This is a genomic window from Aeromonas enteropelogenes (genome assembly GCF_000819845.1).
In the GTDB taxonomy this organism is placed as follows: domain Bacteria; phylum Pseudomonadota; class Gammaproteobacteria; order Enterobacterales; family Aeromonadaceae; genus Aeromonas; species Aeromonas enteropelogenes.
Genome location: NZ_CDCG01000018.1, coordinates 101,997 through 118,251, shown reverse-complemented (window position 1 = coordinate 118,251; position 16,255 = coordinate 101,997). Strand labels below are relative to the sequence as shown.

Genomic DNA, 16,255 nt, shown 5'->3' with positions numbered 1-16,255 from the left:
CCAAGGCGAATTTCTTAAGCCACAAATCGGGCTGGTTTGACAAAGTCCGTCCGTTATAATGCCCGCCAGGACAATAGATTGCGCGCGACTCCCCCTCGCGCCCTTGCCACAGGATCTTCGAAAAATGAACAGTGACGCCAATGTCGATCTGACCGAAATCGCCAAATTTGAAGCCATCGCCTCCCGCTGGTGGGATATGGAGGGAGAGTTCAAGCCCCTGCACCAGATCAATCCGGTGCGCCTTGACTGGATCACCGACAAGAGCGGCGGCCTGTTTGGCAAGCGCGTGCTCGACATCGGCTGCGGTGGCGGCATCCTCTCCGAGAGCATGGCCCGTCGCGGCGCCAGGGTAACCGGCATCGACATGGGCAAGGAGCCCCTCGGGGTGGCCCGCCTGCACGCCCTGGAGCAGGGGGTGGAGCTTGAATACCGCCAGATCACCGCCGAGGCCCACGCAGCCGAAGCCGCCGGTCAGTACGACGTGGTCACCTGCATGGAGATGCTGGAGCACGTGCCGGATCCGGCCTCCGTGCTGCGCGCCATCGCCACCCTGGTGCGCCCGGGCGGCAAGGTGTTCGTCTCCACCATCAACCGCAACCCCAAGTCTTACCTGATGATGATCGTCGGGGCCGAATACCTGATGAAGATGGTGCCCAAGGGGACCCACGACCACAAAAAGTTCATCACCCCGGCCGAACTGTGCCGCATGGGTGAAGCGGCAGGCCTTCTGGTGCGTGACATGAGCGGCGTTCACTACTCTCCGCTCACCAACTACTTCAAGCTCGGCCGCAACGTCGACGTCAACTACATGGTGGAATTTGTCCGCCCGGAGCAGAGCTGATGGCAGATACCCCTCGGGCCCCCCTTCGCTGCGTGCTGTTCGATCTGGACGGCACCCTGCTCGACACGGCGCCGGATCTCGGCGCTGCCGTCAACCATGTGCTGATAAGCGAAGGCTTTGCGCCGCTCTCTGACAACATCATCCGTCAGACCACCTCTCACGGGGCCCTGGGGCTGCTCAGGGCAGGCCTTGGCGACGAGCTGCTTGAGGAGCTGGGGGCAACCCGCCTGCGTACCGCCCTGCTCGACCACTATGCGGCCAACCTTTGCGTCGGTACCCGCCCCTATGAGGGAATGGAAGATCTCATCGAATGGCTCGATGAGCGGCAGATGCCCTGGGGCATCGTCACCAACAAGCCGGGTTTTCTCACAGAACCTCTCTTGGCCGCCCTGCCGGCACTGGCCAGCTGTGGCGTCACCGTGAGCGCTGATACCCTGCCAGTGCGCAAACCCGACCCCGCCCCCATGTACTTTGCCTGCGAACAGCTGGGGGTCGATGCCGCCCACTGCCTCTATGTGGGAGATCATGTGCGAGATATAGAAGCGGGTCGCAATGCAGGGATGCGCACCGCCGTCGCTGGCTGGGGTTATCTGAATGACAATGAGGATCCCGCCGACTGGGGCGCGGATCTGCAATTCGATACCGTGCAGGCGCTGCACCACTGGTTACGCTACGAGCTGGGCTGATCCTGCGATCATCCAAAGGCGGGCAACATGTTGTCCGCCTTTTTTATGCCCGGACAATCCCTATACTCTGCCGCGCCGCCATTCCTTATTGATGGATAAAAAAGGCACCTTACCCCTACCGCCATACTCATATGAAAAACCAAGGCGCCTCGCAGTCCCCGGGTCCACCATACCTGCATCAGCGCCGCGAAGAAGCGCGACCGCAACAACTGGACAGCTTTTGTCCCCTGTTGCATAAGGGATAATCAGTGTTCTGGCGCTAGTAAAATCCCCCCTCTTTCGCAAGCAAAAAAAGTTATTTAAATTTTCCATCTTCGATCTGGATACTTGCATTTGACGAAGCGGACGAATGAAAACCCGCTCACTGTGAGCGATCACTAACAGCGGTCGCAACACTCACAATTTATCCACAGCAAGCCAGTTATCCACACATTGCATTGAGGGGCTGACCTCACTATCTTGTAGCTCGAAATCAAAATAACACTATATCTTGTGATTCATCGCACAATCTCTGCCCAATTCCGCCTCAGGTCGGTGTCAGCACGGCAGCATTGTGCGATGGTTTTTCGGGAATCAACCGATGCCGGCAGGTATCAATGAAAGGGGTCATCAGCCAATGAACTTGTTTGTGACGAAGCGTAACGGACACAAAGAACCCATCGATCTGGATAAAATTCACCGCGTGCTGGACTGGGCCGCCGAGGGGCTCGACAACGTGTCGGTCTCCCAGGTGGAGCTCAAGTCCCATATCCAGTTCTATGACGGTATCCGTACCGCCGACATCCACGAGACCATCATCAAGGCGACCGCTGACCTTATCTCCGAGCAGACCCCTGACTATCAGTACATGGCTGCCCGTCTGGCCATCTTCCACCTGCGCAAGAAGGCCTACGGCCAGTTCGAGCCGCCCCACCTCTATCAGCACGTCGCCAAGCTGGTGGACATGGGCAAGTACGACAAGCACCTGCTGGAAGACTACACCCAGGCCGAATACGAGGAGCTGAACGCCCACCTCGATCACTGGCGCGACATGAATTTCTCCTACGCCGCGGTCAAGCAGCTGGAAGGCAAGTACCTGGTCCAGAACCGCGTCACCGGCGAGATTTACGAGAGCCCGCAGTTCCTCTACATGCTGGTGGCGGCCTGTCTCTTCTCCAAGTACCCGAAAGATACCCGTCTGGACTACATCAAGCGCTTCTATGATGCGGTCTCGACCTTCAAGATCTCCCTGCCGACCCCGATCATGAGCGGCGTGCGCACCCCGACTCGCCAGTTCAGCTCCTGCGTGCTGATCGAGTGCGACGACAGCCTGGACTCCATCAACGCTACCGCCAGCTCCATCGTGCGTTACGTTTCCCAGCGCGCCGGTATCGGCATCAACGCCGGTCGTATTCGCGGTCTGGGCAGCCCCATCCGTGGCGGTGAAGCGTTCCACACCGGCTGCATCCCCTTCTACAAATACTTCCAGACTGCGGTCAAATGCTGCTCCCAGGGCGGCGTGCGCGGCGGTGCGGCCACCCTCTTCTACCCCCTGTGGCACACCGAGGTGGAAAGCCTGCTGGTGCTCAAGAACAACCGCGGCGTGGAAGAGAACCGGGTCCGTCACATGGACTACGGGGTGCAGATCAACAAGCTGATGTATCAGCGACTCATCAAGGGCGGCGATATCACATTGTTCTCCCCGTCTGATGCTCCGGGTCTGTATGACGCCTTCTTTGCGGATCAGGACAAATTTGAAGCGCTCTACGTCAAGTACGAGCAGGATCCGGCCATTCGCAAGAAGACCCTCAAGGCGGTCGATCTCTTCTCCCTGATGATGCAGGAGCGCGCCGGCACCGGTCGCATCTACATCCAGAACGTGGATCACTGCAACACCCACAGCCCGTTCGATCCGAGCGTGGCGCCGGTGCGCCAGTCCAACCTCTGTCTGGAAATCGCGCTGCCCACCAAGCCGCTCAACAACATCGATGACGACAACGGCGAGATCGCCCTGTGCACCCTCTCCGCCTTCAACCTGGGCGCCATCGACAAGCTGGAAGATCTCGAAGAGATGGCCGATCTGGCGGTGCGCGCCCTGGACGCCCTGCTCGACTATCAGGACTACCCGATCGCCGCCGCGAAGAAAGGCAGCATGGGTCGCCGCACCCTGGGTATCGGCGTCATCAACTACGCCTACTACCTGGCGAAAAACGGTGCCCGCTACTCTGACGGCTCCGGTCTGGCCCTGACTCACCGCACCTTCGAGGCGATCCAGTACTACCTGCTGAAAGCCTCCGTGCAGCTGGCCCGCGAGTTCGGTCCCTGCCCGCTGTTTGGCGAAACCACCTATGCCCAGGGGATCCTGCCCATTGATACCTACAAGCGGGATCTGGACACCATCTGCAACGAGCCGTTGCACCTGGATTGGGAAGCCCTGCGCGAAGAGATCAAAACCGTGGGTCTGCGCAACTCCACCCTGACCGCCCTGATGCCGAGCGAGACCTCCAGCCAGATCTCCAACGCCACCAACGGCATCGAGCCGCCGCGCGGCCTGGTCTCCGTCAAGGCGTCCAAAGACGGCATTCTCAAACAGGTGGTGCCCGAGTATGATCGCCTGAAAGATCAGTACGAGCTGCTGTGGAAGCAGCCGAGCGTAGATGGCTACCTGCAGCTGGTCGGTATCATGCAAAAGTTCGTGGATCAGGCCATCTCGGCCAACACCAACTACGATCCGGCCCGTTTCGAAGGCAACAAGGTGCCGATGAAGCAGCTGCTCAAGGATCTGCTGACCGCCTACAAATACGGCCTCAAGACCCTCTACTATCACAACACCCGTGATGGTGCGGACGACACCCAGACCGATCTGCAAGATGATGGTTGCGCGGGTGGGGCCTGCAAGATCTGATAAACCGGGCGGGAGCATTGGCTCCCGCTCTCCCGTTTTCTCTATTCACGTATTCTGGTAACCATGGCCTACTCAACTTTCTGCCAAACCCAAAACGACCAGCTCAAAGAGCCGATGTTTTTTGGCCAATCGGTCAACGTAGCCCGTTATGATCAACAAAAACACGAGGTGTTCGAGCGCCTGATCGAGAAGCAGCTCTCCTTCTTCTGGCGCCCGGAAGAGGTGGACGTCTCGCGGGATCGCATCGACTACCAGGCCCTACCTCCCCACGAGCAACACATCTTTATCTCCAACCTGAAGTACCAGACCCTGCTGGACTCCATCCAGGGCCGCAGCCCCAACGTGGCACTGCTGCCGCTGGTCTCCATCCCGGAGCTGGAAACCTGGATTGAAACCTGGGCCTTCTCGGAGACCATCCACTCGCGCTCCTACACCCACATCATCCGCAACATCGTCAACACCCCCGCCCAGGTGTTCGATGACATCGTCACCAACGAACAGATCCTGAAGCGCGCCGGCTCCATCAGCCACTTCTACGACGACCTGATCGAGGCGACCGCCCTCTACAACCTGCATGGTGAAGGCACTCATCTGGTGGCGGGCCGCGAGGTGACCATCACCCTGCGCGAGCTCAAGAAGAAGCTCTATCTGTGCCTGATGAGCGTCAACGCTCTGGAGGCGATCCGCTTCTACGTGAGCTTTGCCTGCTCCTTTGCCTTCGCCGAGCGCGAACTGATGGAGGGCAACGCCAAGATCATCAAGATGATCGCCCGCGACGAAGCGCTGCACCTGACCGGCACCCAGCACATGCTGAACCTGATGCGCAGCGGCCAGGACGATCCCGAGATGGCAGAGATCGCCATCGAGTGCGAGCAGGCCTGCTTCGATCTGTTCAAAGAGGCCGCCATTCAGGAAAAAGAGTGGGCGGAGTACCTGTTCCAGGACGGCTCCATGATCGGCCTGAACAAGGACATCCTCTGCCAGTACGTGGAGTACATCACCAACCTGCGGATGGCCGCAGTGGGCCTGCAGCCGGCCTTCTCCGGCACCAAGCAGAACCCCATCCCCTGGATCAACACCTGGCTCTCCTCCGACAACGTGCAGGTCGCCCCCCAGGAAGTCGAGGTGAGCTCCTATCTGGTGGGCCAGATCGACAGCGAAGTGAATGCCGACGATCTGGGTGACTTCGAGCTGTGAGTGACGCCGTCGGCACTCTGGACACGTCACCGGCTCCGACCCAGGCCGAAGCAGCCTCTCCCCGGGTTCATACCCGGGATGGGACCGTGCTGCACGCCCATCCGGGCGAGAGCGTACTGGAGACCCTGGAGCGCCACGGCCACAACGTCGAGTTCCAGTGTCGCAGCGGTTATTGCGGCGCCTGTCGCACGCAACTGTTGGCCGGCAAGGTGCACTACCCCAGCGTGCCGCTGGCCTTTGTCTCCCAGGGCGAGTGCCTGCCCTGCTGCTGCAAGCCGGTGGGTGCCATCCGTCTCGATATCCAGACCCTCGATAGCCAGAAAGAGTGACCTCGATCTGCATTCGTGAAGTGCTCGACACATAGCCCAAACAAAAAAACCGCCGGATTGCTCCGGCGGTTTTTTTATGGTGTTTTCTGCCCGGTACGAACAATGGCAAGAGGAAACCACAGGCCTGTATCAGACGGTCCTCTTACCTGCTCTGCCTCTCTTATCTACTCTAAAGCACCGATTTACAACCAAGGCGCGGCGGTCGGCCCGTGGTGCAGGCCCAGCTTCCAGACCCGGCCAAAGTGCTTGTAGTGACCGGCCGCAACCCCGGCCTTCTCGCCCATACCGTGGTAGAGATCGAGGTGACCCTTCTTCACCGCCCCACCCACATCGAGCGCAATCAACAGCCGCAGCTGATGCTTGCCGGTCCAGTTGCCCGCCTTGTCGAGCAGTGGCACTTCCGCGAGTATAGGGGTGCCCATGGGCAGCAATGTCTTGTCGGCCGCCACTGCCGACATGGGCAAGAGCGGAATGCCGGCGGCGCCGACCACGTCATTGGTGGGACGGCGTTCGAAGAAGACATAGGAGGGGTTCTGCTCCACCAGCTCCTTGACGCTCTCCTCCGGCTGGCGGTTGGCCCACTCCTTGATGGCCTTCATGGACATCTGCTCCTTGGGCACCTCACCCCGATCGATCAGCACCCGACCGATGCTCACATAGCCGTGACCATTCTTGCCGCTGTAGCCCAGATATTGCAGTTGATCGTTGTCCCCGTAGTGGACAAAGCCCGAGCCCTGCACGTCCATCAGGAAGTTGTCGATAAGGGATTTACTGTACCCCAGCTCCAGCCCCCGGTTGGCCAGCGCCCCACGATGGATCTGGGCCCGGGTCGGGCAACGGCTGCCGCAGTTGGGCATGGCGTAGATAGGATACTTGTAGTTGGCATCCGGACGGTGGCGCACCTCCAGCACCGGCGAGTAATAGCCGGTGAAGAGCACGTTGCCCATGCGATCGGCACCGCCCAGCTGGGCCAGGCTGATGCCGTAACGGGTGATGTCGGCGGGATGGCCGCCATTGGCGACCCAGCGGGAGAGCTGGTGATAAAGCTCGCCATAGCGGCTCGCCATGCGGCCGGAGCGATCCAGCACCTGCCTGCTCTGCTGAGCGAACCCGCTGTAATCAGCGGGGGCCTGGCTGTTGACCCGCTCCACCCGCACCAGATCATCCGGCAGGAAGCCGTCCAGATACTGCTTGCCCAGATTCTCCGGCACCTCGCAGTTGAGAAAACATCTGTTGTCGGCCTGTGTTTTGGGCGCCTCCGCTTGCTCGGAGTTGCCTGCACAACCGGCCAGCCCCAGCACAGCGGCGGTCAGCCAGTACGCGTGTTTGTTCATATGTCCTCATATAACACCAAGAGCCATGCTCGGCGGGGAAGATGCCAAATTTGCAGGGGGAAAGCAAACGACTTCCCCACCACGACGCAGGATTTCTCCAAAGGGGATCTTCTGGGTTATAACAAGGTAACAAGGTGTGAGAGGCCATGGATGGAACAGCTCGAGATCTTCCCGCTGCAGAGCCCCTGTATCGGGGTCTGCGAAGTGAACAACAAGGGCTACTGCAAGGGATGCCTGCGCAGCCGCGAGGAGCGTTTCAACTGGCAGAAGATGACCCAGGCCCAGCAGCAGGAGGTGATGCGCCTGTGCCGGGATCGCAAGCGCCGGGTCGAGGCGGCGCGGCGCAAGGCCAGAGAAGGGGCAGAGCCCGAGCAGATGCCGCAACCCGGCTGGGATTTCTAGCCTCCCTCCCCTCCCTTCTTTCTCAATCATTCCTCTCTATCCAACATAAAAAAGGCGGCCCGCAGGCCGCCTGGTGAATGTCGTTGCTGTTGTCAGGCCGCCGCCAGCTTGGCTGCCGGTTGCTCGGCACGCTTGAGCATGGCGTAAGTGACGCCGGTCACCAGCGACCCCGCCGCAATCGCCACGATATACATCATGACGTGGCTGATGGCATTAGGAATAAAGAGCACGAACAGGCCACCGTGAGGCGCCACCAGCTCGCAGCCAAACAGCATGGAAAGCGCACCGGTCAGGGCGCCGCCCACCATACAGGCCGGGATGACGCGCATCGGATCCTTGGCGGCAAACGGAATGGCCCCCTCGGAGATGAAGCACAGACCCAGCACGAAAGAGGCCTTGCCCGCTTCCTGCTCCGCCTTGATGAACTTCTTGCTGGCGAGGAAGGTGGCGATACCCATCCCCAGTGCCGGCACCATGCCGGCAGCCATCACAGCCGCCATGGGTGCATAGGTCTTGGAGGCAAGCAGGCCCACCCCGAAGGCATAAGCCGCCTTGTTGACCGGACCACCCATGTCGAAGCACATCATGGCGCCGATGATGATCCCGAGCAGCACAGCGTTGGCCGAGCCCATGTTGTTGAGGAACTCGGTCATGGCACTCATGATGCCGGCGACCGGCCCGCCCACCACGTAGATCATCACCAGGCCGGTGAACAGGCTGGCAAAGAGCGGAATGATGAGGATGGGTTTCAGTGCTTCCAGGGTCACCGGCAGGCGCACCTTGTCGCTCAAGAACTTGGCGCTGTAACCGGCAAGGAAACCGCCAACGATGCCACCGAGGAAACCAGCGCCCAGGGAGCTTGCCAGCATGCCGCCGATCATACCCGGAGCAAGACCCGGGCGATCAGCTATCGAATAGGCGATGTAGCCTGCCAGCACAGGGATCATCAGGGCAAAGGCCGAACCGCCACCGATCTGCATCAGGGCCGCGGCCAGGGTACCTTCCTGCTTGAATGCCTCGATGCCGAAGATGAAGGAGATGGCGATGATGAGGCCACCTGCTACCACCATGGGCAGCATAAAAGAGACGCCGGTCAACAGGTGCTTGTAAGGACCTGCCTTTTCCTCTTTCTTCGGCGAGGCGGCGCCGCTGTGACGATACACCTTGGCCTCGGTCCAGGCTTTATCCAGCTCGGCACGGGTCTTCTTGAGCGCCGCGCCGGTGCTGGTGCGATAGACAGGCTTGCCATCGAAGCGGGCCATGTCCACTTCAATGTCGGTGGCGAGGAACACCAGATCGGCGGATGCAATCTCGTCCGCTGTCAGGGCATTCTGGGCACCGACCGAGCCCTGGGTCTCGACACGGATCTGATGGCCCAGCTGTTTGGCCATGGTCTCCAGCGCTTCTGCCGACATAAAGGTGTGGGCCACGCCGGTGGGACAAGCCGTTACCGCCACGATGCGCTTGGCTCCTGTGGTTGCCGGTTTGGCTGTGACCGGGGCAGCCTGATGGCGATAGACGCTGGCGCCACTGGCGGCTGCGTCCAGGAGCGCAGCCGGATCCTGCAGAGCAAGATCCATGCTCCCCTGATAGACCCGCTTACCGTCATAGGCGGCGAGATCCACCGGAGCACTGGCAACAACAAGCACCAGGTCGGCTGCGGCAATCTGCTCCTTGCCCGGTATCTGACGGGGCTGCACGCTGGAGCCGACGTCGAGGGTGAGCTCCCAGCCTGCCAGTTTGGCCTGCTGTTCTATCCGTTTTGCAGCGAGAAAGCTGGTGGCAATGCCCGCCGGGCAAGCCGTAACCAAGATTGCTTTCATTGGGCATCTCCTGAGTTTTCCATTGAGGGAGTGGTGCTGTGAGCCTGTGCCAGCTCATCCAGACGGGTGAGGCGCACCTGCTCGAGTAAGGGGTTCAATACCTTGATATCGCTAAAACCGACCGCTACCTGGCTGACCGCCAGCGCAGAGACGGCGGTGGCTAGGCGCAGGGTCTGCTCCGGCGCCCAACCAAGGCTCAGACCATGAGCCAGCCCGGCCACCAGGGAATCGCCAGCACCCACCGTGCTGACCACCTGCATGCGCGGCGGAGTGGCCTGCCAGGTGGCATCCGGGCCAAACCAGATGAGGCCATCGGCGCCGTTGGAGATCACCACGTGGGGGATCCCGCTTGCCTGCAGCGCGCGGGCACACTCGGCCTGCTCGGCGAGGGTTTTGACGGGGTGCCCCGCCCACTGGCCGAGCTCCTCCAGATTGGGTTTGACCAGAGTCGGCGCCGCCTTGATCCCTTCGCTTAAGGCAGCGCCGCTGCAATCGAAGATCACCTGTTTGCCCTTGGCCTTGAGCAGGCTGATCAGGCGCGCGCAGTAGTCAGGTGCCACCCCTTTGGGCAGGCTGCCCGCCAGCACGAACCAGTCAGTGTGCGGGGCCAGCTCATCGATGACAGCCTCCAGCGCCTGTACTTCTTCTTCGTGAACGGTAAGCCCCGGCAGGTTGAGATCGGTGACCCGACCGGATTGCTCGGAGATCTTGACGTTGATACGGGTGCTGCCCGCCACGCGCACGAAGCGGTCGGTCAGGCCCCGCTCGGCAAACAGGGAGACAAAGCTCTGCAGGTTGCCTTCACCAAGCCAGCCGGTCAGCCCCACGTCACGGCCCAGATCTTTCAACACCATGGCGACGTTGATCCCCTTGCCGGCGGCACGCAAGTTGGCCTCGCTCACCAGGTTCACCTCACCAAGCTGCATGGCGTCGAGGCGGGTGGTGAGATCGAGCGCCGGATTGAGGGTAATGGTGACGATCTCCATCAATGCGCTCCCTCGCCCAGACCCGCGGCGATGGCCGCGCCGATCCCCTTGAGGGCGGCTTCGGCATCCGGCCCCTCGGCGCGAAACGCCAGACGGTGGCCGCACTTGACACCAAGGCCGATCACCTTCATCAGGCTCTTGGCGGAGACCGCCTCGCCGCTGCCATCCAGATTCGCCACCCGAATGTCCGATTCATACTCCTTGGCCACCTTGACCAGCATGGCGCCCGGACGGGCATGCAAACCGTGGGGGTTGATGATGGTGAAAGTGTCTGAGAGACCGCTCGCCGGCCCCGCCTGCAGCATGGCAAGCCCCTCGCTGCCCGCAAGCGTCCCGAGCTGACCTGCTGCTGCCAGTTTGGCCAGGTTATCCAGTTGTGGCAGGTGGCCCGCATCGGCCGCGCACAGCAGCAACATGGCATTTACCGGCAGATCGCCCGCCGTCAATACACTGCTTGGGGTCGCCAGCAACCAGCCGGTCTGGGCGGCTTGCGCGCGGGCCAACCAGATCCCCTCACCAAGATAAGCAGGTTCGCTTGCCAGCAGCGCGCTCACCATGGCGGCGTCCCCCCAGCCGGCGGATTTGGCGCGGGCGGCGGCGCCCAGCAGCAGCTGGTCGCGATCATCGGCCGGGAAGTCAGCCAGGGTCAGAAACTGCACCTCTTTTGCTGCCGTCGCGCCGGTCAGGATATTGATGATGGTGTCGGCATCGGTAGCCTCTTTCAATTGAGCGGCTGCCTGCTCGTCACCCAGCACGTGGGTAAGCTGGCGCAAGATGCCCAGGTGCTCGTCAGACTTGGCGGCGATGCCGATGGCGACATAGGCGATCTGCCCCTCGTCCCACTCAATCCCCTGCGGGAATTGGGCCACCATGACGCCGGTACTCTTCACCAGATGGCGGGTGTCCGTGGTGCCGTGGGGAATGGCGATGCCGCTGCCAAGATAGGTGGCGTGCTGCGCCTCGCGGGCCAGCATCCCTTCCACGTAGCCCGCCTCCACCAGACCGGCTTCGGTCAGCTTCTCTGCCAGCAATGCGATGGCGTCAGCCTTGGTCGCTACCGACTGCCCCAGCAAAATCTGCCGTTGCTCCAACTTCAACATAGGGATCCTCCATCCGATCCTGGCGCCCGAGGGACGCCGGCTCGTCACAATTGACAATGCGGGTCATTTATCAGCTGACAATAGACCGGATTGCATCCCTTCGCGGGCCTATCGGGTTTTCACCCCCGTCCATCGATTGTCTGCTGACAAGCTGAATCGTTTCACTTACACTCAGACTGAATCGTTTCAGCGAATTGATCAAGTACCCACAAAGAGTGCTTTTCAATGATATGATCCCGCGCACACTTTTCGCCGCCCTCACCCGGCACAGTGCCCGTGGGCCTTGCAACTCGAACAGAGTCGATATGATGAAACTGGATGAAATCGCCGCCCTCGCCGGTGTCTCGCGCACCACGGCCAGCTATGTGATCAACGGCAAGGCTGATCAATACCGCATCAGCCAGGCGACCCGTGACAAGGTGATGGCGGTGGTGACCGCCCACAACTACCAGCCGGACAGCCGTGCCGCCTCCCTGCGCGGTGGCCAGACCAAAACCTTCGGCTTCATCCTGCCCGACCTCGAGAACGCCAGTTACGCCAAGCTGGCCAAACGCCTCGAGCAGGGCAGCCGACCCCACGGCTATCAGCTGCTGATCGTCTGCTCGGAAGATGATCCCGCCACCGAGAAGGAACTGGCCCAGATGCTGGCCAGCCGCCACGTGGATGCCCTGCTGGTGGCCAGCTGCCTGCCGCCGGACGATCCCTTCTATCCGGGTCTACAGGCACGCGGCATCCAGGTGCTGGCCATCGACCGGGCCATGACCGCCGACAAGTTCGTGACCGTCGCCAGCGAAAACGAAAAGGCGAGCTTTGATCTCACCGCCTCCCTGCTCACCCCGGCTATCCACCACATCGCCCTGATCACCGCCCTGCCGCATCTCACGATCAGCCAGGAGCGCCGCGCCGGCTTCGAGCAGGCCGTCGCCAGCCACAGCGCCGAACGCCACTTGTGCGAGGGGGCCCACTTCTCCCGTACCGAGGGCTATCGACTGATCAAGACGTTGCACCAGCAACTTGGCCAGCTACCCGAGGCGCTGATCACCACCTCCTACATTCTGATGGAGGGGGTGCTCGACTACCTGATAGAGCAGGAGGCCGACATGAGCCGGCTCGCCATGGCCACCTTCGGCGACGATCGGCTGCTCGACTTCCTCCCCTTTGGCATCAACTCCCTGCCCCAGCAGCACGATGCCCTCGCCAACCAGGCGCTGGCGCTCGCCATCAAGGCGGTCAACGGTGACTATCAGTGCGGCCTGCACTATGTGAGCCGCACCCTCAAGCGCCGACGCTGACCCCCTCCTCGCCCCTTCCTGCTGGCACATTAAGTTGACGCGCTGATGGCAATGGCATTGCCATAGCGCGTTTTTTCACCGAATCAGCCTCCTTGTCATCATTTATTTCCACCTATCTCAGGACTACAGTACAAAATCTGCCTTGGAGGGGTTGTTTCCGATATTTTGATCCGTTAACTTGGCAACCATCTTTTACAGACAATGGATTTTTCGTAACGATGGGTTCACTCCGATATTGCTAGCCTCCGGTCTTCCTCCCGGAGGCGTCCCGACACCGCCAATGGCACGTATTGTTTACACTTTCACGCTCGATTTCGGATGGATTCCATGAATACCAAGACTCTGGGTTGTACCCTGTTGATCGCCGGCACCACCATAGGCGCCGGCATGCTGGCCCTGCCGCTGGCCTCCTCTTCCCTCGGCGGCCCCGCGACACTGGTGCTGATGATCGGCCTGTGGGCCCTGATGGCCTTCACCGCCATGCTGCAGGTGGAAGCGAGCCTCACCACCGGCAAGTGGTACCTGCACCAGCTGGCGGATCACCTGCTCGGCCCCTGGGGCAAGCGCATCGCCTCCTTCTGCATTCTGATGCTGTTCTACTCGCTGGCCTCCGCCTACATCAGTGGCGGCAGCAGCCTGCTGGCTCAGGCGCTTGCCGATGCCGGCCTCCCCCTCAGTCAGGAGCAGGCGGCCTGGGCCTTTACCCTGCTGTTTGGCGGCATGGTCTGCATCGGCACCAAGCAGGTGGATTACCTCAACCGGCTGATGTTCACCGTGAAGCTGGTGATCATGGTGGCGGTGCTGGCGCTGCTGTTGCCGCGCACCGAAGGGCAGCACCTGCTCTCCCTGCCGCTGGGCCAGGGGCTGTTGCTGGCGGGTCTGCCAGTCATCTTCACCTCGTTCGGCTTTCACGGCTCCATCCCGAGCGTGATGATCTACTTAGGGGACTGCCCCAAGCAGCTGCGCCGGGTCTTCGTGTGGGGATCCGCCCTGCCGCTCATTCTCTACGTGCTGTGGCAGGTCGCCATCCTGGGTCTGCTCGGTCAACAGGCCCTGCTCCAGAGCGGTGGCGCGCTGGACACCCTGCTGGCCAACGTCGGCAAGCTGGTCAGCTGGCCCGCCTTCAACCAGGCCATGCACCTGTTTGCCGATCTGGCGCTGGCCACCTCTTTCCTCGGGGTGACCCTGGGGCTGTTTGACTTCATGGCCAAGGTGACCCGTCGCAAGGACAACTGGCAGGGCCGCACCCAGACCGGCCTCATCACCTTCGTGCCGCCCCTGCTGTTTGCCCTCTACTTCCCGCAGGGCTTCATCATGGCACTCGGCTACGCCGCCATTGCGCTGGCGATACTGGCGGTGCTGCTGCCGGTGGCCCTGGTGTGGCAGAGCCGCAAGCAGGCCGAAACTCACCACTACCGCGCCCCGGGCGGCGTGCTGGCCTTGGGACTTGCCGGTGCCATGGGCGTGCTGATCGTCGGAGTACAGGTGAGCGTCAGTATGGGTCTGCTGCCAGCCCTGTAAAAACCCGCCTCCCGCGCGACAGAAGTTCAAAAGCCCCGCCAATAAACTTGGCGGGGCTTTTTCTATCCCGTTTTGCATCCAGCCATAGCCCCAAAACGGAGGGAAGAATCCAAATCGTGGGCACAAAAAAGCCCTGCCAGATGGGCAGGGCCTTTAGAGCCATATAACGAATAGGGAGCGTCGCTCCCTATTCGATTAATGGATTACTGGTTGTGACTGGAACGGCGCGGACGACGGGCCTGGGCCGGTTTGCCGGCGCCTTCGGCCGGACGCTGGCCACCCTGAGGCTTGGGCTTGCCGCCGTTGCCACCACGGCCTGCGGTGCCCGCGCAATTACCGGAGCGACCGGCTCCCTGACGCTGACCCTGACCCTGACCTTGCGGACGAGGAGCACGGCGCTGTTCACCCGGCTCGCGCGGCTCTTTGCGCAGCGGCGCACCGATGCCACGGGCGATGTTGTCCAGGGTCTCGCGGGAAGCTTCAAAGCCCGGTACCTGCTCGCAGGGGATGCTCTGCTTGGTCAGACGCTCGATGGCCTTGATAAGCTTGCCCTCATCCGCCGCCACCAAGGAGATGGCGTGACCGGCAGCGCCGGCACGGCCGGTACGACCGATACGGTGCACGTAATCTTCCGCCACGTTTGGCAGCTCGAAGTTGACCACCTGCGGCAACTTGTCGATATCCAGACCACGGGCCGCGATGTCGGTCGCCACCATGACGCGCACGCTGCCATCCTTGAAGCCGGACAGGGCGCGGGTGCGGGCCCCCTGGCTCTTGTTGCCGTGGATGGCGGCGGCGCTGATGCCGTCTTTTTCAAGCTTCTCGGCAACCCGGTTGGCGATGTGCTTGGTGCGGGTAAACACCAAGACCTGCTGCCAGTTGTTGCTGGAAATGAGGTGGCTCAACAGGGCAATCTTGTTGGCCTTGTCGCACGGGTGCACCAGCTGCTCGATACGCTCGGCAGTGCTGTTGCGCGGGGCCACTTCGATCACCGCCGGGTTGTCCAGCAAACCGGTGGCCAGCTCGCGGATCTCGTCGGCGAAGGTGGCGGAGAAGAGCAGGTTCTGGCGCTTTTTCGGCAGCAGGGTCAGGATGCGGCGAATGTCGCGGATAAAGCCCATGTCGAGCATGCGATCCGCTTCGTCCAGCACCAGGATCTCCACCTCGTCAAACTTGACGGCATTCTGGTTGTAGAGATCGAGCAGACGGCCCGGGCAGGCCACCAGCACGTCCAGACCACGGCGAGTCGCCATCATCTGCGGGTTGATGCTCACGCCGCCAAAGACCACGTGGCTGCGAATGGGCAGGTGCTTGCCGTAGTTGCGCACGCTCTCGCCCACCTGGGCGGCCAGCTCGCGGGTCGGGGTCAGCACCAAGGCACGAATGCGGTTCGGGGAGACCTTGCGCTTGCTCTCGGTCAGGCGCTGCAGCATCGGCAGGGTGAAGCCTGCGGTCTTGCCGGTCCCGGTCTGGGCCGCTGCCATCAGATCGCGACCAGCCAGGACGGCGGGGATCGCTTGTTGCTGGATGGGAGACGGGGTGTCGTAACCTTGTTCGGCAACGGCACGCAACAAGGGTTCGGCCAGACCGAGGGAAGTAAAGCTCATAGTTACCTGCTAGGGATAGGGGCGCCGGGGATCTGCCATGGGGCTCCTCTGCTGAGCCGATGCCATCTCGCAGGATCCGGGCCTTGAGAAAACAACGATTTCCCCGGGGAGCAGAGCAAAGGGGAAAGAATAGAGGCGCAGTCTAGCGGAGTTGCTTCGGATAGACGAGAAAAATGTGACATTCCTCCCAGCACGGAAGGAAAACCACTGACTGATGCCAGCCCTGGGGCTTTTCTGGCAAAAATGACGCGCG

13 protein-coding genes are annotated in these 16,255 nt (G+C 61.5%); 8 read left to right on the top strand and 5 right to left on the bottom strand.

Features of this window, described 5'->3' with window-relative positions; translation table 11 throughout:
* Positions 1–124: 124 nt before the first annotated feature.
* The 5 genes from ubiG to yfaE all read left to right on the top strand — a co-directional run bounded on the left by ubiG (position 125) and on the right by yfaE (position 5,937).
* A complete protein-coding gene (gene ubiG, locus BN1123_RS07330; protein ID WP_042026150.1) occupies positions 125–841 on the top strand; it encodes a bifunctional 2-polyprenyl-6-hydroxyphenol methylase/3-demethylubiquinol 3-O-methyltransferase UbiG in 717 nt (238 codons plus the stop codon).
* Positions 841–1,527, top strand: coding sequence for an HAD family hydrolase (locus BN1123_RS07325; protein WP_042026149.1), 687 nt, complete (start codon positions 841–843; stop codon positions 1,525–1,527). Before ubiG ends, BN1123_RS07325 begins: the two co-directional genes overlap by 1 nt.
* A 616-nt stretch (positions 1,528–2,143) precedes the next feature.
* Positions 2,144–4,411, top strand: coding sequence for a class 1a ribonucleoside-diphosphate reductase subunit alpha (gene nrdA, locus BN1123_RS07315; protein WP_042026147.1), 2,268 nt, complete (start codon positions 2,144–2,146; stop codon positions 4,409–4,411).
* Between the two features lie 63 nt (positions 4,412–4,474).
* Entirely contained in the window at positions 4,475–5,608 is a 1,134-nt protein-coding gene (nrdB, locus tag BN1123_RS07310; RefSeq protein ID WP_026457495.1) for a class Ia ribonucleoside-diphosphate reductase subunit beta, read from the top strand.
* The gene (gene yfaE, locus BN1123_RS07305; RefSeq protein ID WP_042026146.1) at positions 5,605–5,937 is read left to right on the top strand and encodes a class I ribonucleotide reductase maintenance protein YfaE; all 333 of its coding nucleotides are present in this window, start codon (positions 5,605–5,607) and stop codon (positions 5,935–5,937) included. The genes nrdB and yfaE overlap by 4 nt, the downstream gene beginning before the upstream one ends.
* Before the next feature lie 182 nt (positions 5,938–6,119).
* Here the strand turns inward: yfaE and mltA are convergent, their stop codons facing one another.
* Positions 6,120–7,271: a murein transglycosylase A gene (gene mltA / locus BN1123_RS07300; RefSeq protein WP_042026144.1), complete on the bottom strand. Its 1,152-nt coding sequence runs from the start codon at positions 7,269–7,271 to the stop codon at positions 6,120–6,122.
* A 150-nt stretch (positions 7,272–7,421) separates the two neighbouring features.
* Between mltA and BN1123_RS07295 the strand changes: the two genes are divergently transcribed.
* Positions 7,422–7,673 (top strand): DUF1289 domain-containing protein, encoded by a 252-nt coding sequence (locus BN1123_RS07295; RefSeq protein WP_026458027.1) that lies wholly within the window; start codon positions 7,422–7,424, stop codon positions 7,671–7,673.
* Between the two features lie 92 nt (positions 7,674–7,765).
* Here BN1123_RS07295 and fruA read toward each other — a convergent pair whose 3' ends face one another.
* The 3 genes from fruA to fruB are packed head-to-tail and all read right to left on the bottom strand — an operon-like array spanning position 7,766 to position 11,582.
* The gene (gene fruA, locus BN1123_RS07290) at positions 7,766–9,496 is read right to left on the bottom strand and encodes a PTS fructose transporter subunit IIBC (RefSeq protein WP_042026142.1); all 1,731 of its coding nucleotides are present in this window, start codon (positions 9,494–9,496) and stop codon (positions 7,766–7,768) included.
* The gene (pfkB, locus tag BN1123_RS07285) at positions 9,493–10,482 is read right to left on the bottom strand and encodes a 1-phosphofructokinase (RefSeq protein ID WP_042026140.1); all 990 of its coding nucleotides are present in this window, start codon (positions 10,480–10,482) and stop codon (positions 9,493–9,495) included. Before pfkB ends, fruA begins: the two co-directional genes overlap by 4 nt.
* Entirely contained in the window at positions 10,482–11,582 is a 1,101-nt protein-coding gene (gene fruB, locus BN1123_RS07280) for a fused PTS fructose transporter subunit IIA/HPr protein (RefSeq protein WP_042026138.1), read from the bottom strand. Before fruB ends, pfkB begins: the two co-directional genes overlap by 1 nt.
* Positions 11,583–11,887: 305 nt before the next feature.
* On the opposite strand from fruB, the gene cra reads away from it, so the two are divergent.
* Together cra and BN1123_RS07270 are read left to right on the top strand one after the other, a co-directional pair.
* The gene (gene cra, locus BN1123_RS07275; protein WP_042026136.1) at positions 11,888–12,874 is read left to right on the top strand and encodes a catabolite repressor/activator; all 987 of its coding nucleotides are present in this window, start codon (positions 11,888–11,890) and stop codon (positions 12,872–12,874) included.
* A gap of 327 nt (positions 12,875–13,201) precedes the next feature.
* The gene (locus tag BN1123_RS07270; protein WP_042026135.1) at positions 13,202–14,395 is read left to right on the top strand and encodes an aromatic amino acid transport family protein; all 1,194 of its coding nucleotides are present in this window, start codon (positions 13,202–13,204) and stop codon (positions 14,393–14,395) included.
* A gap of 203 nt (positions 14,396–14,598) precedes the next feature.
* On the opposite strand, the gene BN1123_RS07265 is transcribed toward BN1123_RS07270, so the two are convergent.
* A complete protein-coding gene (locus tag BN1123_RS07265) occupies positions 14,599–16,002 on the bottom strand; it encodes a DEAD/DEAH box helicase (protein WP_042026134.1) in 1,404 nt (467 codons plus the stop codon).
* Positions 16,003–16,255 lie beyond the last annotated feature (253 nt).